Genomic DNA, 25,904 nt, shown 5'->3' with positions numbered 1-25,904 from the left:
CAGATGAACGGAACATAGGTCTGGACCACCAGGGAGTCAAGAGGGGAAGAACAAACCGCCCCTACAGGAAACGGAGTCGTTACCTGCGGGGGCGGTGAGGGTGGTTCGGGCGGGGCTAGCGAACGTCGACGTAGTCCCCGGCGGCCGTCGCGGCGCCGGTCGTGGAGGTGCCCGCGAAGACGTAGCGGTAGTAGCCGTCCTTGGACGCCGTGGTCGTCGTCCTGAGCGCGCCACCGGTGCCGGACGTCACCGTCTTGACCGTGCTGTAGGTGGTCGCGCCCTTGGCGCGGAACTGGAGGGTGGCCTTCTGGGAGGCGTACCCGGTGTACTTGCTCTTCGCCCAGTCGGCCCGGCTCAGCGTGCCGGTGACCGTGATGGTCTTGCCCTTCTTCACCGGTTCGGGCGACGCGTCGGCGGTGACCTTGGCGGCGCGCTTGACCGGGGTGCTGCCGAGCGGGCCCCAGACGTCGAAGCTGTAGCCGAAGTGGATGTGGCCGTCGGAGCCGTCGTCGTCCTGGTCGATCTGGCTGTAGAAGCCGCCCGCCTTCCAGGTGGTGGCGTCCGAGGCCTCGTAGAACGAGTCCTCGGGGTCGATCACCAGCGTCTCCTTGCACGACGCGGTGACGGTGGTGTCCGTCGTCGCGGTCGTGGTGCAGGTCGGCACGGTCTCGGGCTCGACCTCGTTGTCCATGGACTTGAGCGTGCCCCGGTAGAGCAGGACGCCCGCGATGTCGGTCTTGTAGTCGATCGTCACGTCGGCCGGGTGGGTCAGCGTGTAGGTCACCGGCACCTTCACGGCGGCGGTGGTGCCGGCGACGATCGCCTTGCCGCCGTTGACGGTGACGCCGGAGAAGACCAGGTCCGGTGTGTCGGCCGCAGAGGCGGCGGGCGCGACCAGACCGGTCAGGGCCAGGGCGCCGGACGCTGCGGCGCCTATGGCGAGCTTCCTCATGTGTTTCCCCACATTCGAAACGGGCCCCTGGGCATTGCGCTCCAGAACAAGGGCCCGCTGTGTGGGTGACCCTAGATGATCACGTCCGTGGACGGGATGCGTGCTTCGTGTGAAGGCGGTGAGAATGCGGCCGGGACCGGAGCCCCTCGCGGGCGGCTACCGCGCCGAAGATCGCGGAGCCGGAGCGATCGGGGTGGCCGCCGCGGACTGCGCGGACTCGGAGTTGGAGAAGACCGAGGGAGCCGCGACCGCCTCGGCCGGGTCGGTGCCCTCCTCGTCCGCGGGGACGGTCGCCCCGCCGACGATCCGGATGTCCGCCACGTCGAAGGCGTGCTTGATGCGCCAGCGCAGCTCGCGCTCGACCGTGAGGGCCTTGCCGGGCATCGTCTTGGCGGACACGTGCACGACCATGGAGTCCAGCAGGACGCTGTCCAGGCCGAGGACCTCGATCGGACCCCAGAGGAGCTCGTTCCAGGGCTCCTCCTTGCTCATCTTCTCGGCGACCTCGGCCAGCACCCGCTTCACCTCGTCGAGGCTCTCGGAGGCCCGCACGGTCACGTCCACGCCGGCCGTCGCCCAGCCCTGGGAGAGGTTGCCGATGCGCTTGACCTCGCCGTTGCGGACGTACCAGATCTCGCCCTGGGCGCCGCGCAGCTTGGTCACCCGCAGGCCCACCTCGATGACCTCGCCTGAGGCCACGCCCGCGTCGATGGTGTCACCGACGCCGTACTGGTCCTCAAGGATCATGAAGACGCCGGACAGGAAGTCCGTGACGAGGTTGCGGGCACCGAAACCGATCGCCACACCCGCGACACCGGCCGACGCCAGCAGCGGGGCCAGGTTGATCTCGAAGGCGCCCAGGACCATCAGGGCGGCCGTGCCCATGATGATGAAGCTCGCCACCGAACGCAGCACCGAACCGATGGCCTGCGAGCGCTGGCGGCGCCGCTCGGTGTTGACGAGCAGACCGCCGATCGCGGTGCCGTCGACCGCCTGGGCGGTGCGGTTCATCCGGTCGATCAGCTTGGTGATGGCCCGCCGCACGAACATTCTCAGCACCCCGGCGATCACCAGGATCAGCAGGACCCTGAGACCGATCGCCAGCCAGGTCGACCAGTTCTGCTCGACCCAGCCGGCGGCGTTCGTCGCGCTCTCCTGGGCGTCCTGGAGACTCGGCACGACCGGCGTCGACGTGTCCGAGGGGGACGGTGACGGCGACGGGCTCACGGCCAGTAGGACGGCGGACAAGGACACGGCAGGTACCTCCAGGTGCTGCTCTGTCCTCCGGTCGGGCGGTCAAGGTCACGAAAAGGTCACCGGCAGGACAGGCACACCACACTAACGGTGCATCGTGTGGGGATCGTTGCAATGTTCAGGGGAGAGACGCTCCTCACCTGGGAATGCAGGTATGTGTGGTCGAAAACACTCCCAGCCCGTTACCGGGAGATGGTGGCGTTTCTCCCGGCTGAGAGGGGAGACTGACCTCAGATCGTCCCGGCGCGAGCCACGCGCCGCCGACGCCCAAGGAGGCATCCGTGCCGCATGTCCTGGTACTCAACGCGTCGTACGAGCCCCTCGGCGTCGTACCGCTCCGCCGCGCGCTCGTCCTCGTCCTGGAGAACAAAGCGGTCTCCCTTGAGGAATCCGGCGCCTTCATGCACAGCGCGACCGTCACAGTCCCCGCACCCAGCGTGGTCCGGCTGAAGCGATTCGTCCGGGTTCCCTATCGTGGGCCCGTTCCGCTCACCCGCAGGGCGCTCTTCGCCCGCGACGGGGGCCGGTGCATGTACTGCGGTGGCGTCGCAACCAGCGTCGACCATGTCATTCCGCGCAGCCGCGGGGGCAAGCACGTCTGGGACAACGTCGTGGCGTCGTGCCGCCGCTGCAACCACGTCAAGGCCGACCGCCACCTGTTCGAGATCGGCTGGCGGCTGCGCCACAAACCCGCTCCGCCCACCGGTCTGGCCTGGCGCATCATCGGCACCGGGCACAGGGACCCGCGCTGGATGCCGTACCTGCAGCCGTACGGCGCGGAGGACGCCGTGGCCCGGATCGACGGCATTTCAGCCTGACGTCGATCCGGGCCATTGCGTTGCCGCGTACGGCGGCGTGTGTCCGGCCCCGGAAGCCCCCCGTACCTCCGGGGCCGGACGCTCAGGCGGGCCTGCTCACGTGTAGCGCAGCTCCGCCGGACGCACCGAGCGGCGCAGCAGGGGCAGCGAGGTCGCGGCGGCCAGCAGACAGGCGGCGTACACCGCGAGGGGGACCAGCAGGGCGGCGTACGGGAACCCCGTCGCCGTGTCCCGTGAGGTCAGCGCGGCGTACCAGACGCTGATCCCCGTGCCGCCGACGCCCGCCAGCAGCACCGCCGGTGCCAGTGGCAGCGCGGTCTCCAGGAGCAGCGCCCGGGCCAGCACCCCGAACGGCACTCCGGCGGCCACCTGCGCGGCCAGGCCCCGGCGCCGGGTGGCGAGGGACTCGGCGGCGCCGACGGCGAGGGCCGACAGGACCAGTGCGAGGGCGACGAGGATCGCGGCGGCCGTCAGGTCGATGCCGGTCGTGTAGTAGCTCATGCGCGTGCCCAGCGTTCCCTCGCTGCGCATGGTGTGCAGGGTGTCGAGCAGCGCCTTGCGCACCCCCACGAAACCGGCGCCCACGACCGTCACCAGCAGCACCGAGGCATGCGTACGGGCCGCCGCCCACGGATCGTCCCGCAGGCGTTCCGCCGCGATGAGCAGCGCCGGGCTCTGGGCGCGGGCGGCCAGGGCCTCGCCCAGCCGCCGGGCCGCCGTACCGGCCAGTGACACGGTCGCGGCTCCGACGACCAGGACGACGGCGAACACCGTCGGCGGGCCGAAGGCGACCTCGACGGGCCCGCCGAAGAACGAGGACAGACCGACGAACAGCGCCGTGGCCCCGAGCAGGCAGACCGCCACGCGCGGTACGCGGCCCGGCCCCCACACGGGCCGCACCCGCCGTACCCAGCCCAGCGGCGAGGCCACCACCCGCCGCAGCGACAGCGTGCTCACGGCCGCGCCCAGCAGCGGGACGGCCGCGGTGACCAGGGCGATATCGGCCCAGGCGACGGCGTCGGGCCGCTCCCACAGGTGCAGCAGCACCGGCACCAGGACGGCCGTGGCCGCCACCGAACCCGCCAGACAGGCCGGCCCCGACTCCAGTGCCGCGATCCGCCGCACCTGCCACGGACCGGCCCCCGCGAGCCGCAGCGCGGCCAGCCGCCGGTCCCGGTGCACCGCGCCGACACGCGCGCACTGCCCGAGGAACCCGAGCACCGGCACCAGCAGCATCACCAGCACCAGGCCGACGTTGCGGCGGTCGCTCGAGGAGTTCAGCAGCCCGGACCCGAAGGGCACCGAGTAGTACCCGTCGAGCGAGTTCAGCGCGACGGCCGCCAGCCCGAGGCCGGTCGCGAGCGCCGCCCCGACCGCCGTGAGCCCGATCCGCCACCACTCCCGCCGGTCGGAACCGCTGGTCAGCAGCCAGGCCATCCGGAGATCAGCCCCCGGGCGCATGTCGGTCGTCACGCCGTCACCCCCACCGCGACCGCGGCCCCGTCGGCCATCCGCACCTCGCGGTCCGCGTACGCCGCCACCTGGGCGTCGTGGGTGATCAGGAGGACCGCCGTGCCCGACTCGCGGGCCGTGTGGACCAGGGCCGTCATGACCTGCTCGCTCGCCAGGGCGTCCAGCGCGCCGGTCGGCTCGTCCGCGAAGACGATCTTCGGGCCGGTGATCAGGGCCCGGGCCAGCGCGGTCCGCTGGGCCTGCCCGCCGCTCATCTCGCCGGGCCGCAGCCCGGACTGACCGCGCACCCCGAACCGCTCCAGCCACTCTCCGGCCCGGGAGTGGGAGTCCGTCCGGGAGGCCCCCGCCAGCAGCAGCGGCAGCGCCACGTTGTCGAGCGCGGTCAGCTCGGGGATGAGCTGCCCGAACTGGAAGACCACACCGAACTCCGTACGGCGCAGCTCGCTCCGCCGCTTCTCGGAGAGCCCGTCGAGGCGCTCACCGCCGTAGGACACCGACCCGGCGTCCGGACGGACGATCCCGGCCAGGCAGTGCAGCAGCGTCGACTTCCCGCTGCCGCTGGCACCGGTGACGGCGACGATCTCGCCGGCGTCCAGCGTGACCGCGGCGCCGCGCAGGGCCTCCGTCCTGCCGTACGCCTTGACGAGACCGCGCCCCTCCAGAAGGTGCACCGTGTTGTCCCCCTTGTCGGTCATGCCGGGTCGACCTCCGCGGTCAGAGTCGTGAGCCGGTCCGCGGTGGTCGTCATCCAGCGGAGGTCGGCGTCGAGGTGGTTGAGGGCGTAGTCCGCCGAGAGCACGGTCGCGAGGTCGGCACCCCTGGCGGCCTTGACCGCCGTGAGTTCCCGCATCCGTGCCATGTGGGCGGCGCGCTGGGCCCGGAGGTAGGCGTCCGGGTCGCCGCCGGCCAGGATCGAGACGACGACCTTGGCGAAGATCTCGTTCGTCACGAACGGCGCGGGCGGCGCGGTCTGCCCGGCCCACTCGGCCAGTTCACGCGCCCCCTCGTCGGTCGAGCGGTACCTGGTGCGTTCGGGGCCGCCGTCGGAGTCGGTGCCGTCGACCTCGGCGAGGCCGTCCCGCACCAGGCGTTGCAGGGTCGTGTAGACCTGCCCGTAGGCCAGCGGCCGGGCCTGCGGGAAACGGTCGTCGTGGCGTCGCTTGAGGTCATAGCCGTGGCTGGGTCCCCCGGCGAGCAGCCCCAGCAGAATGTGGCGGGTGCTCATGGCCCTCAGTATGCACCATGTACATGTACTGAGTGAATAGTGATCAACGGGCGATCGACGGACGATCGGAAGGCGACCCGTGGACGGGGAGCGGGGAGCGGGGGCGGCCGGTGGACGGAGAGGGCGGAGACACGGAACATGACGAAGAGCACGTTCTCCCCTCCTGTACGTCTGCCGCCGCGTCCGCTGGGTAGGGCTGCGGTAACCCCCGTCGTCGTACTCGACAAGGAGGCCCCCGTGGCCGCATCGGCACACCTTCTGCTCTCGGCCCTGTCCAAACCCGAGGCGCCCGCTGAACACTTCTGTGTCTTCAGTGCCGAGGGCGCCTGCACCGAGATACCGCTCACCAGCGAACCGCCCCTGCCCGACGCCGAACCCCTCACCAGCGAACCGCCGCTCGCCGACGCCGCGCACCTGATCAGCGAGTCCGACGCCCACCTGGAGCCCTAGATGGCGGTGCCCCCCGGACCGGAGCTGTCCCGGCTCGCCGAGTCGTACGGCGTCGCGACCTCCTACCAGCCCGCCCCGGACCGTACGGTCGCCGCCTCGGCCACCGCCGTCACGCTGGCCCTTGCCGCACTGGGCGTCGACGCGGCCGACCCGGCCGCCGCGCTCGCGGCCCGCGAACGTGAGCTGAGCGAACGCCTGCTGCCGCCCACGGTGGTGTGCTGGAGCGGCAGCCCGCCCGCGTTCGCCGCCACCCTGCCGGAGGGCACCCGGCTGCGCATCGAGACGGAACAGGGCGAGACCCGCGCCACGGCCGACCACCTCCCGCCCGGCGTCCACCGGTTGACCGTCACCGCCCCCGACGGCCGCATCGACGACGCCCACCTGATCGTGGCCCCGCCGCGGCTGCCCGCCCCGCCCGAGAGGTCGTACGGACTCCTCGTCCAGCTCTACTCCCTGCTCTCGCACCGGTCCTGGGGCATGGGCGACCTCGGCGACCTCGCCGAACTGACCTCCTGGGCCGGCCGTGCCCTCGGCGCGGGATTCGTCCAGGTCAACCCGCTGCACGCGGCCGTCCCCGGCGCCCCCACCGACCCGTCCCCCTACCGGCCCTCCTCACGCCGCTTCCCCGACCCGGTGCACCTGCGGATCGAGGACATCCCCGAGTACACCCAGGTCACCGACGCCGACAGGCTGCGGACCTTGAGCGAGCGGGCCGAGCGGCTGCGCGAATCGGTGCTGCACAAAGGCGCGTTGATCGACCGGGACGCGGTCTGGGAACTGAAGCGGGAGGCGCTGGAACTCCTCCGCGAGGTCCCGCTCGGCCCCGGCCGCCGCGCCGCCTACGCCGACTACCTCGCCGAGGGCGGCGAAGCGCTGGAGGACCACGCGACCTGGTGCGCGCTGGCGGAGCTGCACGGCTCGGACCCGAGCCGCTGGCCCGCCGGCCTGCGTGACCCCCGCTCCGCCGAAACGGCCCGCGCCCGCGCCGAGTTGCTGGACCGCGTCGACTTCCACTGCCGCCTCGCCTGGCTCACCGAGAGCCAGCTCACCGCGGCCCAGCGCGCCGCCCGTGAGGCGGGGATGGCGGTGGGCGTCGTCCACGACCTCGCGGTCGGCGTGCACCCCGGGGGCGCGGACGCGTGGGCGCAGCAGGCGTACTTCGCGCCGGGCATGTCCGTGGGCGCACCGCCGGACGCCTTCAACGCGCGCGGCCAGGACTGGGGGCTGCCGCCCTGGCGCCCCGACCGGCTGGCGGAGTCGGGGTACGAGCCGTACCGGCAGCTGCTGAGGGCCCTCTTCCGCTATGCCGGCGCGCTCCGCATCGACCACGTCATGGGCCTGTTCCGGCTCTGGTGGGTCCCACAGGGACACCCGCCCACGGAGGGCACCTACGTCCGCTACGACGCCGAGGCCATGCTCGCCGTGCTCGTCCTGGAGGCGTCGCGGGCCGGGGCGGTGGTGATCGGCGAGGACCTCGGCACCGTCGAACCCGGGGTCCGTGAGGTGCTGCGCGAGCGCGGAGTGCTCGGGACCTCGGTGCTGTGGTTCGAACGGGACTGGGAGGGCGACGGCCGCCCCCTGCCCCCCGAACGCTGGCGCGCGGACTGCCTGGCCACGGCGACCACCCACGACCTCCCGCCCACGGCATCCCGTCTCACCGGGGAGCACGTCGAACTCCGCGACGGCCTGGGCCTGTTGACCCGGCCGCTGGACGAGGAACGCGCGGAGGCGGCGGCGGACGCGGGGGAGTGGCTGGACCTGCTGGCCCGCCTCGGCCTTCTGCACGGCACGGGCGGCGGCGCCGACGCCTCCTCGGAGGAGGCCCAGATCCAGGCCGTCCACCGGTTCCTGCAGCGCACTCCGGCCCGGATGGTGGGCATCTGGCTCCCGGACACGGTGGGCGACCGCAGGCCGCAGAACCTTCCGGGGACCTGGGACCAGTATCCGAACTGGCGACTGCCGATCGCCGACGGGGAGGGGCGGGTGATGACGCTGGAGGACCTGGCGGCCTCGGCCCGCCTGCACGCGCTGGTGGAGGTCCTGCGGTCGCCGTAGGGGCGGGCCTGTTCGCCTCCGCCGCCGGCCGCTGGGGCGGCTCCCGCCGGTGCGGGCGGGCGACGACCCACCCGCACCTCATACGGCACCCCGGCCGCGCGCCCCGAACCGACGTTGGATACTTTGGCTCCGTGGACAAGAAGAACGCCCTGCGCGCCGGCGCCCTGGCTGCCGGTACGACGCTGATGATGCTGCTCATGTCGGTCCCCGCCTCGGCGCTGACCCGCGACGACGGCGACGGCCCCGGTTCGGGTCTGAGCGTCATCGACACGCTGGGCCTCTTCGTCGTGGCCCCGCTCGTGCTGTTCGGGGTCATCGCCGGCCTGGTGATGGTTCTGGACAAGTCCAAGGCGGAGCACCGCGTGCTCGCCCCCAACAGCAAGTCCAAGGCCACCTCGAAGGCCTGACCGCCTGACCGGGCCTCACCGCCCGACCGCACTTCGCCGGGGCGCCGCCCCTGCCTCACGTACGCGCAACAGCCGTACGGGGGGCAGGGTCGGCGCCTTCGGCATGTCCCGGTGCGGGCGGGCCGGGGGCTCCGGCGGCTCGCCCGGTCAGGGGCTCGGGGACGTCAGGTAGCGCTGGAGTGTCGGTGCCAGCCACGCCACGATCTCCTCGCGGGCCAGTGCCACGGTCGGAGGGAAACGCAGCACGTAACGGGTCAGCGCCAGCCCCAGCAACTGCGTGGCGGCCGGCGCGGCCCGCGCCGGGGCCTGTTCCGGATCCGGGCACACCCGCAGGGTGACCGGCATCACCTGTTCCCGGAAGATGCCCTGCATGCGCTCGGCCCCCGCCTGGTTGGTCGCGCCGACCCGCAGGAGCGCGGTGAGCACCTCGTTCTCCTCCCACATGTCGAGGAAGTGCGACACGAGCGCCCGGCCGATGTCGTCCCGGGCCTGTGAGCCGGGCTCCGGCAGCCTCAGGTCGACGGAGACCGCCGCCACGAACAGGCCCTCCTTGTTGCCGTATTGACTTGCTCCTCGGGCTGAAGCCCGGGGATTCTGGCCTTCTCCGCCGAAACCTGTGCCGCTACGCGGCACGGGGTTGGGTCGGGAATCCGTGGCTTCCTGTTTCTTCGTGCTCTGCCAGAACAGGTTCTGGTCCTACCGGCGCTCCGCAGGCTGATACCGCCAGTCCGGCGGCCGTCTTGACATTGATCGCGGCATTGTGGTCCCGGTCATGGACCGTTCCGCACGCGGCGCAGGTCCGGCCGCCTCACCGCCACCCAGGTCACCTTCCTCGGACCGCTGTCCCCGCTGACCGCCGCGGTCGTCGGTTGGGCGGCACTCGGGCAGTCGCTGACCCCGGTGCAGCTGGCCGGCATGGCGGTGGCGTTCGGGGCGACCGTCGCGGGTCAGTTGGGGGTACGGCCACCCGTCCGGGAGCCGATCGCTGCCGGAGGGAACCGTCGCAAGGATTCCCCGGGTCTCACCGGCCCGGCGCTGCGACGGTAGAGGCGCGCCCCGCCCGGGTGCCGGAGGCGCTGTTGTAACGTCACTCCGACCCCGCGTTACGCAACTCCCAGGAGGCGCTCGTGGACGCAGACCCCTGTCCGGTGTGCGGGAAACCGCTCACCGACCGGGCCGGACGCACGGGCCGCAGCTCCGTCTACTGCTCCGCCGCCTGCCGGCAGAAGGCCTACCGGGAACGGCAGGGCGGGACGGCGGGTTTCGGCGTGCAGGAGTTGATCGACGACATCGGACGGCAGGCGGGGCGCCTGGCCCCGCAGCCTCCCCAGGCCCTGTACGCACACGTCAGCCAACTCGCCGCGGCCGTCGCGCGGTTGCGGCGCGTGGCCCGTACGGCACGGGACACGGCCCTGGACACCCGACCCTCGACGGATTCCGTAACTCCCGCCCCCGTTACGCAACTCACCGAAACTGACTTCGCCGCCCTCACCGAGCAGTACCGCCGCGAGATCCACGTGCACTGCTACCGCATGACCGGGTCCTACGACGAGGCCGAGGACCTGGTGCAGGAGACGTTCCTGCGGGCCTGGCGGGCGCGGGACGGGTTCCAGGGGCGGGCGAGCGCCCGGACCTGGCTGTACCGGATCGCCACCAACGCCTGCCTGGACCTTCTACGGCGGACCGCGCGCCGTCCGCAGCGCTACGAGCCGGTGCCCGGGATGAACCACGGAAACGGGGAACCGCCCACCCGTATCACCTGGCTGCAGCCCTATCCCGACGACGAGATGCCCGTGGACGAGATGCTCGTCGACGACGAGTCGCCGGAGTCCGCCGCCGTGTCCCGCGAGACCCTGGAACTGGTCCTGCTCGCCGCGATCCAGCATCTGCCGCCGCGCCAGCGGGCCGCGCTGGTGCTGCGGGACGCGCTCGGGCTGACCGCAGCCGAGACCGCCGAGGCGCTGGACACCAGCGTGGCCTCGGTCAACAGCGCGCTGCAACGGGCCCGGCCCACTCTGCGCGAGCACCTGCCCGGACAGCGCGCCGACTGGCGGATCACCGTGCCCACCGACGGCCAACGAGCCGTGCTCGACCGGTACATGGCCGCCGTGGGACGCCTCGACTTCGACGCGATGGCCGCGCTGCTCACCGAGGACGTCACGCTCACCATGCCGCCGAACCCGTTCTGGTTCGTCGGCCGGGACGCGATCATCGACTTCGTGCGGGTCAGTCTCGATCCCCGCTCCCCGATGTTCCTGGGCCACTGGCGCAGCCTGCCCACCCGCGCCAACGGGCAGCTCGCGGCGGCGAACTACGTCCGCAGGCCCGGTACCGGCATCTACCGCGCCCAGGTCCTGGACGTCCTCCGCTTCGACGACCGAGACCGAGACCACGACGGCCACGGCGACCGCGACGGCGGCGAGCGGATCGTGGAGATCACCTCCTTCGAGCCGCATCTCTTCCCCGCGTTCGGGCTGCCACTGCGTCTGTGATGTCGGGACCGATGAGCATCCGGGGCGTCGTGCGTCTGTATGGATGTCATCCACGAAGCACTTCCAAGGAGTTCACCATGCTGCTCACCGACAAGACCGCGATCGTCTACGGCGCCGGCGGGTCCATCGGCGGGGCCGTCGCCCGGGCCTTCGCCGAGCAGGGGGCGCGGGTGCACCTCGTCGGCCGGACCCGGCAGCCCCTGGAGGCCGTGGCCGCCGACCTCAAGGACGCCGAGGTCGCCGTCGTGGACGCCCTCGACGAGGCGGCCGTGGAGGCGCACGCCGACTCGGTCGGGGACATCGACATCTCCGTCAACCTGGTCACGCGCGGTGACGTGCAGGGCATGCCGCTGACCGACATGTCCGTCGAGGACTTCATGCGGCCGGTCGTCGCCGGCACCCGCGCCAACTTCCTCACCGCCCGTGCGGCGGGACGCCGTATGGCCGTACGCGGTTCGGGTGTGATCATCACCCTCAACAGCGGTTCCGCGCACGGCAGTCCGATGATGGGCGGCACCGGATCGGCGGACGGGGCGCTCGACACGCTCGTGCGCAACCTGGCGATCGAGCTGGGGCCGCGAGGGGTGCGGGCGGTGGGCATCTGGGCGGCCGGAGTGCCCGAGACGTTCACCGTCGAGAAGCTCGCCGCGGTCAACCCGGCCATCGACGAGGCCGCCGTCCAGGGCATCGTCGCCAACCTGGCCGGGATGCGCATGACCCGGCGCAACCCCACCCTCGCCGAGGTCGCCGCCACCGCCGTGTTCCTCGCCTCCGACCACGCGGGCGGCATCACCGGCACCTTCGTCAACGCGACGGGCGGGATGGTCGTCCGCTGATCCCGCGCCCGGCCCTGCGGCCCCGCCACCACGTGCGCAGCCACAGGGCGTGCAGGCCGCCGAGCGCGACGACGACGGCGATCGCGTCCAGGCGGTCGGAGGGCGAGCGGCCGGGGCCCAGCCTGCCCACCGCGCGGGCGAGGAGCGTGACGTCCGCGGGCAGGGTGAGGGCCGCGAAGAACGCGAGGCACAGCGTGGTGCCGACGACCAGCACCACGCTGTACACGCGCACGGCCCGCCGTTCGTGCGGGGGCAGTGCCAGGCTCGGGTCCGGTGCGGCCGTACGACCGCACCGGAAGCCCACCAGGCGCCGGAACCGGTACCTGGTGAGCGCCACCCCGTCCCCGAACAGGTCACGGCAGCGCGTGAGGTCCTGCAGCACGAAGTACAGGTCCGTGCGCATGAAGACCATGAGCTGGAAGGGGAGGGGAAGCAGGGCGAGCAGGGCCACGGCGGCGAGGACACGACGGGGCGTGCCGGCCGTGGCGCCCGCCGCGAGCGCGGCCAGGGACGCGGCCGTCAGATTGGTCGCGACACCGGCGAGGTAGGCCGTCAACCGGTGGCGGCGCGGGGCCAGTTCGATGCCGCTGATGTCCGTCTGCATCACCAGGAACTGCAGCCGCGTGCCCAGCCGCATCCGCCCCGCCACCCCGGTCGCACGGGCGGTCAGCAGATGGGCGCACTCGTGGAGCAGCAACAGGGTCCAACCGACGCCCGCCCCCAGGGCGATGACCGCGCTGCCGTGCGAACTCCACAGCAGGGTCCGGTAGTCGAGCGGTACCGGCGGGCGGGTTAGCAGGGTGACCGCGATCAGCAGGACGACCGCCACGGGAACGGCGGGACTGAGCAGCCACCGCACATGACGCGGCCGTATCCGCGCGAACGTCGGTGTCGGCGGTGGCTCCTGGTCGATCGTGCGGCCGTCGACCTCCGCGACGAACCCGAGTCCCAGCAGGGCCTCCACGAAGTCCGGTACGTCGATGTCGTCGCCGGTTTCGGTACGGAGCCGTTCGCCGACCTCGGCCGGGGTCAGGCCCTGGCCGAGCAGGTCCAGGGCCTGCTTGCCCACCTCGGGTACGGCGACGAAACGGCCGGTCGCCAGGCGGCCCACGATCCACTCGTCGCCGTCGGGGCGGGAGTCCAGCGCGTGCAGCCGTACCCGGTTCACGCCCGTTCCCCGCACGCCGGGCAGTCCGGCCGGCGCGGGGTCCGCTGGTGGACGGGGTCGCCGGGGAGCATGAGGTTCACGCCGAACCGGAAGCCCGGCTCCATCGCGGGGACCCCGGTCAGCAGGGCGAGGGCCGCGTGGGCGAGCAGCGCGCCGGAGAGCCCGGCCGTCACGGCACTCGCCGGGTTCCACGGCATCCGCGGCGAGGCCACCTCCGGATCCTGTCCCGGCCCGAGCCGCAGATCCCGCCGGGCGATCTCCCCGTCCCGCAGACACTCCCAGCAGGCGCCCTGCCCGGGTACGTACACACCGGCGGTCACGAGAGGCCCCCGGTATCCGGCGTCGACCCACGGCAACCCGGCTGCCAGACATGCCCGGTTGGCCCAGCGCCGGAGGGCCTCGGGGCGGTCGGCGGCGAGGACGAGAAGGTCGTAGGGGGAGGTGGGTGAGGCGGAGGTGGAGGTGGGGGCGGACATCAGGTCGGTCAGGTCCTCCGGCCCCCGCACCTCCCTCCGCTCCCCGGTCACCGTCACGTCCGAGTTCAGCGCCCGCAGGGTCGCCACCGCGGCCGCCACCTTCGGATGACCGATGTCGGGCTCGCGGTAGAGGGGCTGGCGGTTGAGGTTGGAGAGCTCCACGACGTCCGGGTCGACGCAGTGCACATGGCCCACTCCGGACGCGACCAGGGCCTGGGCCGCGTGCCCGCCGGTGCCGCCGACGCCGATCAGCAGGACGCGGGCCTCACGGAGGCGGAGCTGGGTCTCCCAGGGGCCGGTACGGGGGGTGAGGTCCATCCAGCGGAGCAGGGGGACACCGCGGCTGTAGCGGTCCTCCTCGCGGGGCGGCACCGGCACGGGCGCCCGGGCGTCGTCCACGAAACCGGCGGCCAGCAGGTCGGCCATCGCCTGGCGGGCGTCCTCGCCGGGCAGGCCGGGGTGGGCGCGCAGCACCTCGTCGACCACCTCCGACGGCCCCCGCGTCCCGTCCATCGCCTCGGTCAGTGTCCACACCCAGCCCTGCGGATCCGCGATCTCCGCGCCGATGCCGTGGACGACGCTGCCGATGCGGACGTTGCCGTCGGCCGTGCGGTAGGCGCGGTGCTCGGGCTTGATCCGGGGCCGCCGGAACGTCCCGACCGTCACCGCAGCCGCCTCCGCCATCAGGGCCCCCTACCCGTCACACGTACACCTCCTTGACACTCTGACCCGCCCGGCACAGCCTTGACAAGAGCGGTCAGCGATCGCTTCGGAAAGGTCAAATCCTGCACGAAGGCGAGGAGTTGAGGTGACGACAAAGATCGTGATCCGCCCGCTGGACAAGAAGGAGACCACCGGCGAGAGCGGCGGCAACGGCGGCAGCTGAGAGGAGCGCACATGCCCACCAAGATCGTGATTCGCCCGCTGGACAAGAAGGAGACCACTGGGGACAGTAATTCCCAGGGTGCTTGATCGGACCACCAGCGTTCGGAGGACCGGCGTGCGGACTTCGCTCTATCCGGCAGTGCACGAACTGGAGCGAAGGGCCCGCGCGCTGGTCCGCGCCGCCCCCGGCCCATTGCGGCTGGACCAGGTCGGGGAGAGCCGGGCGGGCCGCCCCCTGTGGCTGCTGTCCGCCGGGCGCGGTGAGCGGCACATCCTCTCCGTCGCCGGCGCACACGCCAACGAACCCGTGGGCGGGGCCTCGGCGTTGCGGCTCGCGGCCCTGTTCGCGCGGCGGCCCGAGATGCTCGAACCCCTCGGCTGCACCTGGCACTTCCTGCTCTGCCTCGACCCCGACGGCGCACACCTCGCACACGGCTGGCAGCCCGAGGAGCCCGAGCCGTCCCTGACGGAGTGTCACCGTGGTTTCTACCGGCCCGCGTTCGCCCTCCAGCCGGAGTCACTGCCGATGCCCCCGGGACAGCCGCTCCCCGAGTCGGCCGCCCTGATCCGGCTCCTCGACGAGCTGCGGCCCGTCGCCCAGTTCACCCTGCACGGCATCGAGTTCGGCGGTGCCTTCGTGATGATGACCCGGGAGGTGCCGGGTGCCGCGGAGGCCTTCCGCGAAACGGCGGCGCGCCTGCGCGTCCCGGTCGACCGGCACCCCGTGGACGGCCCGGACTGGCGCCTCGACCCGCCCGGCGTCCTGGTCCTGCCCGACAGCCACCGCGCGGGCGAACGCGACCCCAGCGGATACGTCGCCGAGAGCACCTGGCTCCACCCGCGCCGGCACGGCACGCTGACCACCCTGATCGAGACCCCCGCCTGGGCCGTGCCCTCGGTGAGCGACGCCCGGCCCGTGACCGACCCGGACCGCCAGGCGGCACGGCTGGGCGAGGTCCTGCTGGGCCGCAGCCGGGAACTCGCGACCGTCCTCGGGACACGGCTCGACGCGGCCGTACCGGAGGAACTCGCGCCGCTGCGGGACGCCGCGCGCGAACTCCTCGACGTGGCGCCGTTGATCGTCGAGAGCTGGGCGGCGGAGGAACCGGGCCGGTTCCAGGGGCACTTCGCGACCCGGGGCATCTCCGCGCGTCGCATCCCGCTCAGGGTGGCGGCGATGGCCGGCCGCGCCCTGGCCCGCACCGACCCCCGGGCCGCCGAGATCCTCGACGACCTGGTGCGTGAGTGGAGCCAGGAGCTGGAGAAGACGTACGACCTCAGGTGGGTACCGGTGGCCGCGCAGACCGGGCTGCATGTGCGGACGATGCTGAACACGGCTCGGCTGGTGTGTGCGGGGGGTGGGTGAGCCGGGGGCTGGGTGGGTCGGTGGCTGGGTGGGGTGGTGGCTCAATGGCTGAGCCACCACCCCACCCAAACGGCTCCTAACCGGCCTGCGCGTCCGCCGCCTGCGCCTTCAGCGCCCGTTCCACGCCCGCGCGGGACTCGGAGACCAGACGGCGCAGGGCCGCGTTGGGCTCGGCGGTCGTCAGCCAGGCGTCCGTCCTGTCCAGGGTCTCCTGGGAGACCTGGAGCGACGGGTAGAGACCGACCGCGATCTGCTGCGCGATCTCGTGCGAGCGGGACTCCCAGACGCCCTTGAGCGCCTCGAAGTACCGTTCCGTGTACGGCGCGAGCAGGTCCCGCTGGTCGGTCTGCACGAAGCCGCCGATGACGGCCTCCTGGACGGCGTTGGGCAGCTTGTCGGACTCGACGACCTGCGCCCAGGCCTCCGCCTTCGCCTCCTCGCTCGGCCGGGACGCACGGGCGGTCGCCGCGTGGCGCTCACCGGCCGCCGTCCTGTCCCGCTCGTACTCGGCGGCGATCTCCGACTCGTCGAAGCGGCCCACGGAGGCCAGCCGCTGCACGAACGCCCAGCGCAGCTCCGTGTCGACGGCCAGGCCCTCGACGACCTGGGACCCGTCGAGCAGCCCCTCCAGCAGGTCCAGCTGCTCCGGCGTCCGGGCCGTCGCCGCGAACGCGCGCGCCCACGCCAGCTGGTGGTCGCTGCCCGCCGCCGAGGACCGCAGGTGGGCCAGTGTGGCGTCGGTCCAGCGGGTCAGCAGGGCCTCGCGGGCGGTGGGGGCGGCGTACAGCTCGATCGCCAGCTTCACCTGCCGGTGCAGTGACTGCACGACACCGATGTCGGACTCCTTGCCGATACCGGAGAGGACGAGGGACAGGTAGTCGCGGGTCGCGAGTTCCGCGTCCCGGGTCATGTCCCACGCCGACGCCCAGCACAGCGCGCGCGGCAGCGACGACTCGAAGTCGCCGAGGTGCTCGGTCACGAAGGCCAGCGACTGCTCGTCGAGGCGGACCTTGGCGTACGACAGGTCGTCGTCGTTGAGGAGCACGACCGCCGGACGGCGCTTGCCGGCCAGCTGCGGTACGGCCGTCAGCTCGCCGTCGACGTCCAGCTCGACGCGCTCGTCACGCACCAGCTTGCCGCTGTCGTCGTCGAGTTCGTACAGGCCGACGGCGATGCGGTGCGGGCGGAGAGTCGGCTCGCCCTTCGCGCCCGCCGGGAGCGCCGGAGCCTCCTGGCGGATGGCGAAGGAGGTGATGACGCCGTTCGCGTCCGTCTCGATCTCCGGGCGCAGGATGTTGATGCCGGCCGTCTGCAGCCACTTCTGCGACCAGGTGCTCAGGTCACGCCCGGAGGTCTCCTCCAGCGCGCCCAGCAGGTCCGACAGGCGGGTGTTGCCGTACGCGTGGCGCTTGAAGTACGCCTGCACACCGCCGAAGAACTCGTCCATGCCGACGTAGGCGACGAGCTGCTTGAGCACGGACGCGCCCTTGGCGTACGTGATGCCGTCGAAGTTGACGAGCACGTCGTCGAGGTCGCCGATCTCGGCCATGATCGGGTGCGTGGACGGCAGCTGGTCCTGGCGGTACGCCCACGTCTTCATGGAGTTGGCGAAGGTGGTCCAGGAGTGCGGCCACCGGCTGTCCGGGGCGTACGCCTGACAGGCGATGGAGGTGTAGGTGGCGAACGACTCGTTCAGCCACAGGTCGTTCCACCACTCCATGGTCACGAGGTCGCCGAACCACATGTGGGCCAGCTCGTGCAGGATGGTCTCGGCGCGCATCTCGTACGCGGCGTCGGTCACCTTGGAGCGGAAGACGTACTGGTCGCGGAAGGTCACCGCGCCGGCGTTCTCCATCGCTCCCGCGTTGAACTCCGGGACGAACAGCTGGTCGTACTTCTTGAACGGGTACGCGTAGTCGAACTTCTCCTGGAACCAGTCGAAGCCCTGCCGGGTGACCTCGAAGATGGCGTCCGAGTCGAGGTGTTCGGCGAGCGAGGGGCGACAGTAGATGCCGAGCGGGACGGACTGGCCGTCCTTCTCGTACACGCTGTGCACGGAGTGGTACGGGCCGACGATCAGGGCCGTGATGTACGACGAGATCCGCGGGGTCGGCTCGAACGTCCAGACGTCGTCCTGGGGCTCCGGCGTCGGGGAGTTGGAGATGACGGTCCAGCCGGTCGGCGCCTTCACGGTGAACTGGAAGGTGGCCTTCAGATCCGGCTGCTCGAACGACGCGAAGACGCGGCGGGCGTCCGGCACCTCGAACTGGGTGTACAGGTAGGCCTGCTGGTCGACCGGGTCGACGAAGCGGTGCAGGCCCTCACCGGTGTTGGTGTACGCGGCGTCCGCGACGACCCGCAGGATGTTGCGGCCCTCCAGCAGGCCGGGCAGGGCGATCCGGGAGTCCGCGAAGACCTCGGCGGGCTCCAGGGCGTCCCCGTTCAGCGTCACCTCGTGGACCGTGGGGGCCACCAGGTCGATGAAGGACTCGGCGCCGTTCTCGGTGACGTCGAAGCGCACCGTCGTCACGGACCGGTAGGTACCGCCCTCCTGCGCGCCGGAGAGGTCGAGATCGATCTCGTAGGACTCGACGCTGAGCAGAGCAGCCCGCTGCTGTGCCTCTTCGCGAGTCAGGTTTGTGCCAGGCACGCGGTCATCTCCCGTTTCCTCGTTATGAGCAGTTTCGGCGGTCCGGCCATCCTTCCACGAACTGTCTCCGACGGTTCGAGGGAATACCCTGCGGATTCGAGGAGACGGGGCCTCGTCCTCGAACGCCGGACGGGCCGGACGGCGTCGGCCGGGGTCGAAACGCCATGTCCGAATCCCGCCGGTCACGCGCCTGTGGCCGGGCCAGTCTGGAACCCATGACGACCTACACGGCACTGCCCATCGAACCCCCGGTCCTCAAGGAGCTGCGCACCGCCGACGACGCCGGCCGCCCCCTGTCCCCGTTCACGGACGAGGAGGGCGGCGCCCCGCTCCGCTGCTGTCTGCGCCGCAGCGGGGCCGGGGAGCGGATCGCGCTCGTGTCGTACGCGCCCCTGCGCCGCTGGGCCGCACAGACCGGCGCGCAGCCGGGGGCGTACGACGAACAGGGTCCGGTCTTCGTCCACGCCGAGGAGTGCGCGGGGCCGGCGACCGGGGACGGCCACCCCTTCGGCAACGACCACCGCACGGTGCGCCGGTACTCCGCCGAGGGGCACATCCTGGGCGGTGCGCTGGTCGGCGCCCCCGACGACGACGCGTTCCGGGACGCGTTCGACGACCCGTCCGTGGCACTCGTCCACGTCCGGGCCGTCGAGTACGGCTGTTTCCTCTACGAGGTGCGCAGGCCCTGAGGGGCAGCCCTTGAGGGCCGGTCCCCGAAGGTCAGTCCTTCAGCTCCGCCGCCACCAGCTCCGCGATCTGCACCGCGTTCAGCGCGGCGCCCTTGCGGAGGTTGTCGTTGGAGATGAAGAGAGCGAGACCGTGCTCGACCGTCTCGTCGCGGCGGATGCGGCCGACGAAGGAGGCGTCCTGGCCGGCGGCCTGCAGGGGGGTCGGGATGTCCGAGAGGGTCACGCCGGGGGCGCCCGCCAGCAGCTCCGTCGCGCGCTCCGGGGTGATCGGGCGGGCGAAGCGGGCGTTGACCTGGAGGGAGTGGCCGGAGAAGACCGGGACGCGTACGCAGGTGCCGGAGACCTTCAGCTCGGGGAGCTCCAGGATCTTGCGGGACTCGTTGCGGAGCTTCTGCTCCTCGTCGGTCTCGTTCAGGCCGTCCTCGACGAGGTTGCCGGCGAAGGGCAGGACGTTGAAGGCGATGGGGCGCTTGTAGACCTGCGGCTCGGGGAAGTCGACCGCACTGCCGTCGTGGGTGAGCTTGTCCGCGTCGGCGGCGACCTTCTGCACCTGCCCGTGCAGCTCGGCCACGCCCGCGAGGCCGGAGCCGGACACCGCCTGGTAGGTGGTGGCGATCAGGGTCTCAAGGCCCGCCTCCGTGTCCAGCACCTTCAGGACCGGCATAGCGGCCATCGTGGTGCAGTTCGGGTTGGCGATGATGCCCTTGGGGCGGTCCGCGATGGCGTGCGGGTTCACCTCGGAGACGACCAGGGGGACCTCGGGGTCCTTGCGCCAGGCCGAGGAGTTGTCGATCACCACGGCGCCCTGCGAGGCGACCTTTTCGGCCAGGGCCTTGGAGGTGGAGCCGCCCGCGGAGAACAGCACGATGTCCAGGCCGGTGTAGTCGGCCGTCGCCGCGTCCTCCACCGTCACGCCGTCCAGGACGGACCCCGCCGAGCGGGCGGAGGCGAACAGGCGCAGCTCCGTGACCGGGAAGTTCCGCTCCTTGAGGATCCCGCGCATGACCGTGCCGACCTGACCGGTGGCTCCGACGATTCCGACCCTCACGGTGACTCCCTCATGTGTTCCTGTACATCTGCGGCGTTTCCATCATGCGGCCGACCCGGGTCCGCCTGTCCAGTTCTTTGCGCCCCATGCCCGAGGAATGGACTGCTGGACGGTGTGACGTATGCCTCTGAGCGATTTTCCGGGGATCCGCCGAACGTTTCCGTGCGCCGCGGCGTCGTAGAGGAGACGGGGTGAGGGGGTGGCTTGTGCTGCGCAGAAGGGCACGCCGGGTCCAGGAGGACGATGATCCTCTGGACGCGGCGCAGGAACGCCGGGTGCGGGCCGTGCTCGCCCTGGGCGGGGTGCCGCAGACGGACCTGCCGGACGGGGTGCAGCAGGTCCGTCTGCGGTTGCTGGAGCGGGCGGCGAAGGGGTACGAGGCGCCGCGGGACGTGTCCGCGTGGGCTGCCGTCGTCGCCTCCAACCTCGCCATGGACTGGCACCGGGCCAAGAGGCGCCAGGACCGGCTGGGGGAGCGGCTGGCCTCGCTGCGCCAGCACGAGCACCCCTCGGGGGAGGACACCAGCGTGCTCTCCCTCGCCGTCGCCCAGGGCCTGGACGAGCTGCCCGACCAGCAGCGCCAGGTCCTCGTGCTGCGGTTCTTCGCCGACCTGCCGGTGCGCTCGATCGCCCAGGAGCTGGGTGTACCGGAGGGCACGGTCAAGAGCCGCCTGCACACGGCGGTCCGGGCCCTGCGCGCCCGCCTGCACGAGGACGAGGTGGTGTGACATGAGCGCCGGACACGACGGGCCCCACGGCATCGACGCGCTGATGGCCGCCCTCACCGACGACCCCCTGCCCGAGTCGGCCGCCGACGACCCGGTCTTCCTCGCCGAGCACCGGTCGGCCCGGGCCGACGTCGCCGTGCTGCGCGAGCAGCTGCGGATCATCGGCGAGACCCTGACGGAGCCCGCGCCGGCCCCGGAACCCGTTCCCGTACGTCCCTCACGCGCCCGGCACCGGGTCCGCACCTTCGCCTTCGGCACCCTCGCGGTGGCCGCCGTCGCCGGTGTGGTCACGGGCATGGGATGGCTGATCGGGCACAACGGCTCGGACTCCCTGGGCGCGAGCAGCAGCGCCGACTCGGCGGCCTCCAAGGCGGAGTCGGACGTCCGCTTCGGCAGCCCGGACTACCTGGCCTGCGCGACCACGGTCGCCGAGGGCGAGGTCACCGTCATCCGACAGTTCCCCGGAGAACTCCAGGTCACCGTGCATGTCACCCGCTCCTACAAGCCGGCCACCGGCCCCGCGGACCTCACGTACGTGATCGGGGAGTACGACCTTCCCGAACCCCTGACGAAGGGCACCCGGGTGCTGTTCGGGGTGACCCGGGGCTCGGCGAGCCCCGACCACTGGGCCGTCGGCGACAAGGAGATCGCCCGGGAGCGGGCCTGGATCGTTGCCTCGCTGCCCGCGTCGCGCGGGCTGGCCTGCTAGAGCAGGGCATGAGAAAGGGCGGGCGCCCGGATGGACGCCCGCCCTCATCGCCGTACGGAGAAGTGTTACGGCGTGACCTTCTCGATCTTCACGCTGCCGACGCCCGCGACCGTGCCGCGCGCGTTGACGAGGCTGACCTGGCCGAAGAACTCACGGCCCGCCGGTGCGGCCGCCAGGGCGGTGACGCTGCCGGAGACGGTCGCCGAGGCGCCCGTGCCGAGCTTGACCGGCGCGTCGTCGACGGTGACGGTGCCCAGGGCGCCGGAGAAGAACACGTCCTGGTAGTCGTACGCCGTGGAGCCGGCCGGGACCGAGTAGCCCGCGACCTCGACGGTGTAGGTGCCTGCGGCGGGCGAGGCGACCGAGACCGCCTCCTCCGAGTCACCGTCGGCGGACTGGCCGACGACGGTTCCGGCCGCGTTCTTGACCGTCAGGTCGAGGTCGGCGGACGGGTCGGAGACGTTGCCGATCACGACGTCGAGGGACGTGGCGCCCGCGGGCACCTCGACCGTGCTGGTCTGGACGGCGCCCTCGGTGATCGTCGGGCGGGCCGACTTCGAGGAGCCGAGCGGGCCGCCGGCCAGCTTGCCGTCGATCGCGGCGAACTTGTTGGTCACCGTCCAGGAGGCGGTGACCGGGGTGCCGACCTTGGCCTCGGGGACGGTCACCGTCGCCGGGTCGAAGACCGCGCCGTAGACGGCGACGTCCAGCTTGTACGGGTTGTCGAGCAGCGGCGAGGTGCGGCGCGACTCGACCTCGATCTCCCAGACACCGGCCTGCGGGTTCGCGTACGAACGCGCGTCGGGCTTGCAGCCGTTGGTGTTCGGGTAGTTGCTGTAGCAGTACGGGGTGCCGGTGTCCTCGACCGCGACGCCGTACGGGTGGATCGAGATGAAGCGGGTCTGGCTCTTGTCCTTGAGCCCGCTGATCGCGGCCTCCAGGGCGGTGGCGCCCGCGGGGACGGTCAGGAAGTAGTGCTGCGTGCTGTTGCGCTGCACGGTGTTCGACGCGGAGAAGGTGTACTGCACCGGCGTCGAGACGATGACCGTGGTCATGATCTGCTTGTCGATACCCTCGGTCTTCGGGTCGTTGAGCTCCAGGATCGCGCTCTTGATGCCCGCGGACTTCGGAGCGGCCTGGACCTTGACGGTCACCGGCTGGTTCAGCGGGAGCGTCACCTCGCCCTTGCCGACGACCTTGAAGGTGTCACCGGCGTTGTTGTCGAGGCTCACCTTGTGCCGGATCGGCTTGTCCGCGCCGGACGTACGGGTGATCGTGACGTCGTACGTCTTCTTCTGGCCGGCCTTCAGGCCGCCCTCGCGGTCGTAGAGACCGGTGCCGAAGCCCGGGGTCTTCAGCAGCTGGTCGAGCGCGGTGTCGACGGGCGCCTTGACGGTGTAGTCGTGCGCGGTCGCCTTGTGCGTGATGGCGTCCCAGGCGTCGACGATGTCGATGCGGCCCGCGCCCTCCTCGTACGCCTGCAGACCCTGGATGTGGCCTGCGGTCGAGGTCAGTGCCGTGCGCAGGACCTGCGGGGTGAGCGCGATGCCCTTCTGCTTTGCGGCGCTCAGCAGCAGCGCGGAGGCGCCGGCGGCCTGCGGGGAGGCCATCGAGGTGCCCTGGAGCATCGAGTAGCCGGCCGGCAGGGTGTAGCCCGACTCGGCGACCGGGGAGCCCGGCAGCCAGGTCTGCGTGGTGTTGATCGAGGCGCCGGGGGCGACCAGGGTCGGCGCGAAGCCGCCGTCCTCACGCGGGCCGCGCGAGGAGAAGGGCATCAGCCAGTACTTCTTCGCCACCTGCGAGCCGTAGTTGGAGGCCCAGGTCTCCTTGGAGATGGCCGCGCCCACCGAGATGACCTTGTCGGCCAGGCCCGGGTCGCCGATGGTGTTCGCGCCGGAGCCGGAGTTGCCCGCGGAGATCACCAGCTGGACGCCGTAGGTGTCGATGAGGCGCGTGTACAGCTCGGCGCGCGCGTTGTTGCCGTCGTTGAGCGCGGGCAGGCCGCCGATCGACATGTTGACGATGTCGACACCGCGGTTGACGACGAGGTCGATCATGCCCTCGGTCAGCGCCACGTTGGTGCAGCCGCCGCTCCAGGTGCAGGCGCGCGAGGAGACGATCTTCGCGCCCGGGGCCGCGCCGTTCATCTTGCCGCCGAACAGGCCGTGGGCGGCGGTGATGCCGGCGACGTGGGTGCCGTGCTCGGACTCGATGACGCCGATGTTGACGTAGTCGGCCTTGCTGCCGGCGGCGTCGTAGACGACGTCCTTGCGGATCTGGACGACGAAGGGCTGGCGCTCGACGACGTCGGTCGACGGGTTGTCCGTGCCGAAGTAGCCGACCTGGTAGCCGTCCTTGTAGGGCTTCATCGGCGTGTCGTCGCCGAAGTCCTGGTTGTTGTTCAGGTCGACCCGGACGGTCCCGGCGGCCGCGTCGTAGAGGACGCCCCAGACGTCGGTGGTGTCGCCGTCGCGGTTGGCGTCTCCCTTGGCGTCACCGCCGGCGGTGGCAGACTCGCGGAACAGGTTGAACTGGTAGGAGCCCGCCGGGGCCGTCCAGGTGGCGCCCGCGATGGTGAAGGTCGGGCCGCTGACGGGGTTGTTCATCCGCCGCCAGGTGGCGTCGCCGTCGGAGACCGGGTCGGTCGCCGTCACCCAGTCGACGATCTTCCGCTCACCGGTGGTGGTCTTCTGCAGTGCCGGGTGGCCGAGGTCGACGCCGGAGTCCAGGATGCCGATGGTGACGCCGCGGCCGTCCGCCTTCGGGTGCTCCTTCACGAAGTTGACGGCGCCCGTCTCGAAGGACGGGTTGTACGGGTTCACCGCGGGGGTCTTCGCGCTCGGCGCCGGGTAGGTCTTCGTGGCCTTGCCCGCGGCACCCTTGACGGTGTCGGCGCTCGGGGTGGGGTCGTCCAGCGGGATGTCCTGCTTGACGTCGATGCCGTGCACGGAGGAGAGCTTCGCGGCGGCGGCGATGGCCGAGTCCGCCTTCGCGGTGGGGACGGTGGCCCGGACGTAGCCGAGCTTGTCGTACGTGAGACCCACCAGGCCGCCCTTGACCGCGTCCAGCTCCGCGGCGACCTGCTCGGTCTTCCCGGGGGCGGTGGCGACCATCAGCGTGATGTTCTTGGCGCCGTCGGCCTTGGCCTCGGCGAGCGCGTCGGCGTCGTCCGAACCGAGCTTCGCGGCGGCCGACTTCAGGCCCGGGTCGGAAGCGGCGGACGCGTCGTCCGCGGCGGCGGAGAAGGCCATGGGTATCGGCCCCGCCGCGGAGAGGGCGGCGACCAGGCCGGCGGCCACCGCTATTCGCGCCACACGTCTCGCGCCCGTTGTCGGAGTGGGCTGGGGGGTGAGGGTCATCGGCATCCCTTGTAGGTAAAGGAACGAGCAGGCGTGTGACCGGGACCGATCGATCCTGGCCACGATGATCCGGAATACGACCCCGGATGAGCGCCCAGCTTTACCCATGGGAAGGATGTTTAGGGAGAGTTGACCGAATCGATATGGGTGTATGGGGAAAACCCGCGATGCCCTTTGGGTTGTTCACGGGCTTTGGTGATATAGGCGAAGATGTGTGAGGAAACGGACAGTCGGCCTCGCTGCTTCCTCGCCGCCCGCCGAACCTCCCGGGATCCCGCCGCGGTCCCGCCGTCCGCACCCGGATACTCACCGGCCGATCCGGTCCCGGCGGGCTAACTTGCCGACATGCGCAAGAAGTTGAGGGTGGCGGCCTACGCCGTATGCGTCCGCGAGGGACAGATCCTGCTCGCCCGCTGGATCGACGGCGCCGGGCGGGCCGAGTGGACGCTGCCCGGCGGCGGCATGGAGCACGGCGAGGACCCGTACGACACCGTGCTGCGGGAGGTCGAGGAGGAGACGGGCTACCGCGTCGAGGTCACCGGTCTGCTCGGGGTGCGGTCGGTGCGCTTCCCGTCCCGGCGCCGCTTCGGCCGCACGGTCGACCAGCAACACGTGGGAATCATGTACGAGGCCCGGGTCACCGGAGGCGAGCTGCGCTTCGAGATCGGCGGCTCCACGGACATGGCCCAGTGGCACGACCTCGACGCGGTACCGGGGCTGATCCAGGTGCCGATGGTCGACTTCGGCCTGCGCCTGTGGCGGGAGCGGCCGGTGACCGGACGGCCCGGGGGATAGGTGTCGTACCCCGGAAGATGAACGCGGCGTAGCCGCTCCCCGGCCGTTCGACGAGCGCTCATGAACGCG

General features: G+C 71.8%; 21 protein-coding genes and 2 pseudogenes. 12 read left to right on the top strand and 11 right to left on the bottom strand.

The features are described from left to right. Window positions 1–115 precede the first annotated feature (115 nt). Together ACZ48Z_RS17990 and ACZ48Z_RS17985 are read right to left on the bottom strand one after the other, a co-directional pair. The gene (locus ACZ48Z_RS17990) at window positions 116–952 is read right to left on the bottom strand and encodes a hypothetical protein (protein WP_468736805.1); all 837 of its coding nucleotides are present in this window, start codon (window positions 950–952) and stop codon (window positions 116–118) included. Window positions 953–1,108: 156 nt separating this feature from the next. Beyond that, window positions 1,109–2,206 (bottom strand): mechanosensitive ion channel family protein, encoded by a 1,098-nt coding sequence (locus ACZ48Z_RS17985; RefSeq protein WP_468736804.1) that lies wholly within the window; start codon window positions 2,204–2,206, stop codon window positions 1,109–1,111. Window positions 2,207–2,487: 281 nt separating this feature from the next. On the opposite strand from ACZ48Z_RS17985, the gene ACZ48Z_RS17980 reads away from it, so the two are divergent. Continuing rightward, window positions 2,488–3,024 (top strand): HNH endonuclease, encoded by a 537-nt coding sequence (locus tag ACZ48Z_RS17980; RefSeq protein ID WP_468736803.1) that lies wholly within the window; start codon window positions 2,488–2,490, stop codon window positions 3,022–3,024. Between the two features lie 96 nt (window positions 3,025–3,120). Here ACZ48Z_RS17980 and ACZ48Z_RS17975 read toward each other — a convergent pair whose 3' ends face one another. From ACZ48Z_RS17975 to ACZ48Z_RS17965, 3 genes are read right to left on the bottom strand one after another with little or no spacing between them, the layout of a single operon-like run. Beyond that, window positions 3,121–4,485 carry an FtsX-like permease family protein gene (locus tag ACZ48Z_RS17975; RefSeq protein WP_468736884.1) on the bottom strand — a complete coding sequence of 455 codons (1,365 nt, stop codon included), beginning with the start codon at window positions 4,483–4,485 and terminating at the stop codon, window positions 3,121–3,123. A gap of 8 nt (window positions 4,486–4,493) precedes the next feature. Next, on the bottom strand, window positions 4,494–5,192 hold the full coding sequence (locus ACZ48Z_RS17970; protein ID WP_468736802.1) for an ABC transporter ATP-binding protein: 699 nt from the start codon (window positions 5,190–5,192) through the stop codon (window positions 4,494–4,496). Beyond that, a complete protein-coding gene (locus tag ACZ48Z_RS17965) occupies window positions 5,189–5,722 on the bottom strand; it encodes a PadR family transcriptional regulator (protein ID WP_468736801.1) in 534 nt (177 codons plus the stop codon). The genes ACZ48Z_RS17970 and ACZ48Z_RS17965 overlap by 4 nt, the downstream gene beginning before the upstream one ends. Window positions 5,723–5,959: 237 nt before the next feature. On the opposite strand from ACZ48Z_RS17965, the gene ACZ48Z_RS17960 reads away from it, so the two are divergent. The 3 genes from ACZ48Z_RS17960 (at window position 5,960) to ACZ48Z_RS17950 (ending at window position 8,634) form a co-directional block, all read left to right on the top strand. Beyond that, window positions 5,960–6,172, top strand: a complete 213-nt coding sequence (locus ACZ48Z_RS17960; RefSeq protein ID WP_328747553.1) for a hypothetical protein — start codon at window positions 5,960–5,962, stop codon at window positions 6,170–6,172. Next, window positions 6,173–8,227, top strand: coding sequence for a 4-alpha-glucanotransferase (malQ, locus tag ACZ48Z_RS17955; RefSeq protein ID WP_468736800.1), 2,055 nt, complete (start codon window positions 6,173–6,175; stop codon window positions 8,225–8,227). 131 nt (window positions 8,228–8,358) lie between these two features. Continuing rightward, on the top strand, window positions 8,359–8,634 hold the full coding sequence (locus tag ACZ48Z_RS17950; protein ID WP_468736799.1) for a hypothetical protein: 276 nt from the start codon (window positions 8,359–8,361) through the stop codon (window positions 8,632–8,634). 147 nt (window positions 8,635–8,781) lie between these two features. Here ACZ48Z_RS17950 and ACZ48Z_RS17945 read toward each other — a convergent pair. After that, window positions 8,782–9,195: pseudogene (locus ACZ48Z_RS17945) on the bottom strand (TetR/AcrR family transcriptional regulator); the annotation flags it as partial. Between the two features lie 231 nt (window positions 9,196–9,426). Here ACZ48Z_RS17945 and ACZ48Z_RS17940 point away from each other — a divergent pair. From ACZ48Z_RS17940 to ACZ48Z_RS17930, 3 genes and pseudogenes are all read left to right on the top strand, one after another. Next, window positions 9,427–9,603, top strand: a pseudogene (locus tag ACZ48Z_RS17940) (EamA family transporter); the annotation flags it as partial. Between the two features lie 158 nt (window positions 9,604–9,761). After that, window positions 9,762–11,126: a sigma-70 family RNA polymerase sigma factor gene (locus tag ACZ48Z_RS17935; RefSeq protein ID WP_468736798.1), complete on the top strand. Its 1,365-nt coding sequence runs from the start codon at window positions 9,762–9,764 to the stop codon at window positions 11,124–11,126. Between the two features lie 77 nt (window positions 11,127–11,203). Further along, the gene (locus ACZ48Z_RS17930; RefSeq protein WP_468736797.1) at window positions 11,204–11,962 is read left to right on the top strand and encodes an SDR family NAD(P)-dependent oxidoreductase; all 759 of its coding nucleotides are present in this window, start codon (window positions 11,204–11,206) and stop codon (window positions 11,960–11,962) included. On the opposite strand, the gene ACZ48Z_RS17925 is transcribed toward ACZ48Z_RS17930, so the two are convergent. Both ACZ48Z_RS17925 and ACZ48Z_RS17920 read right to left on the bottom strand, forming a co-directional pair. Then, entirely contained in the window at window positions 11,931–13,130 is a 1,200-nt protein-coding gene (locus ACZ48Z_RS17925; RefSeq protein WP_468736796.1) for a hypothetical protein, read from the bottom strand. The genes ACZ48Z_RS17930 and ACZ48Z_RS17925 overlap by 32 nt on opposite strands. Next, complete coding sequence (locus ACZ48Z_RS17920) at window positions 13,127–14,290, bottom strand: HesA/MoeB/ThiF family protein (RefSeq protein WP_468736795.1); 1,164 nt, start codon at window positions 14,288–14,290, stop codon at window positions 13,127–13,129. The genes ACZ48Z_RS17925 and ACZ48Z_RS17920 overlap by 4 nt, the downstream gene beginning before the upstream one ends. 316 nt (window positions 14,291–14,606) lie before the next feature. On the opposite strand from ACZ48Z_RS17920, the gene ACZ48Z_RS17915 reads away from it, so the two are divergent. Then, window positions 14,607–15,857 carry a M14 family zinc carboxypeptidase gene (locus ACZ48Z_RS17915; protein WP_468736794.1) on the top strand — a complete coding sequence of 417 codons (1,251 nt, stop codon included), beginning with the start codon at window positions 14,607–14,609 and terminating at the stop codon, window positions 15,855–15,857. Between the two features lie 76 nt (window positions 15,858–15,933). Here the strand turns inward: ACZ48Z_RS17915 and pepN are convergent, their stop codons facing one another. Beyond that, complete coding sequence (pepN, locus tag ACZ48Z_RS17910) at window positions 15,934–18,507, bottom strand: aminopeptidase N (protein ID WP_468736793.1); 2,574 nt, start codon at window positions 18,505–18,507, stop codon at window positions 15,934–15,936. Window positions 18,508–18,722: 215 nt separating this feature from the next. Here pepN and ACZ48Z_RS17905 point away from each other — a divergent pair, with 215 nt between their 5' ends. Further along, complete coding sequence (locus ACZ48Z_RS17905; RefSeq protein WP_468736792.1) at window positions 18,723–19,196, top strand: DUF1203 domain-containing protein; 474 nt, start codon at window positions 18,723–18,725, stop codon at window positions 19,194–19,196. Window positions 19,197–19,227: 31 nt separating this feature from the next. On the opposite strand, the gene ACZ48Z_RS17900 is transcribed toward ACZ48Z_RS17905, so the two are convergent. Next, window positions 19,228–20,244: an aspartate-semialdehyde dehydrogenase gene (locus ACZ48Z_RS17900; RefSeq protein WP_468736791.1), complete on the bottom strand. Its 1,017-nt coding sequence runs from the start codon at window positions 20,242–20,244 to the stop codon at window positions 19,228–19,230. Window positions 20,245–20,450: 206 nt separating this feature from the next. On the opposite strand from ACZ48Z_RS17900, the gene ACZ48Z_RS17895 reads away from it, so the two are divergent. Together ACZ48Z_RS17895 and ACZ48Z_RS17890 are read left to right on the top strand one after the other, a co-directional pair. Next, window positions 20,451–20,972 carry a sigma-70 family RNA polymerase sigma factor gene (locus ACZ48Z_RS17895; RefSeq protein ID WP_468736883.1) on the top strand — a complete coding sequence of 174 codons (522 nt, stop codon included), beginning with the start codon at window positions 20,451–20,453 and terminating at the stop codon, window positions 20,970–20,972. A gap of 1 nt (window position 20,973) precedes the next feature. Beyond that, the gene (locus tag ACZ48Z_RS17890; RefSeq protein WP_468736790.1) at window positions 20,974–21,681 is read left to right on the top strand and encodes a hypothetical protein; all 708 of its coding nucleotides are present in this window, start codon (window positions 20,974–20,976) and stop codon (window positions 21,679–21,681) included. A gap of 65 nt (window positions 21,682–21,746) precedes the next feature. On the opposite strand, the gene ACZ48Z_RS17885 is transcribed toward ACZ48Z_RS17890, so the two are convergent. Further along, entirely contained in the window at window positions 21,747–25,040 is a 3,294-nt protein-coding gene (locus ACZ48Z_RS17885; protein ID WP_468736789.1) for a S8 family serine peptidase, read from the bottom strand. 345 nt (window positions 25,041–25,385) lie between these two features. On the opposite strand from ACZ48Z_RS17885, the gene ACZ48Z_RS17880 reads away from it, so the two are divergent. Then, the gene (locus tag ACZ48Z_RS17880; protein WP_468736788.1) at window positions 25,386–25,835 is read left to right on the top strand and encodes an NUDIX hydrolase; all 450 of its coding nucleotides are present in this window, start codon (window positions 25,386–25,388) and stop codon (window positions 25,833–25,835) included. The last annotated feature ends 69 nt before the right edge of the window (window positions 25,836–25,904 follow it).

This window comes from Streptomyces sp. NPDC031225 (genome assembly GCF_055570355.1).
The sequence above is the reverse complement of the archived record's forward strand: the minus strand, read 5'-3'. Positions and strand labels throughout refer to the sequence as shown.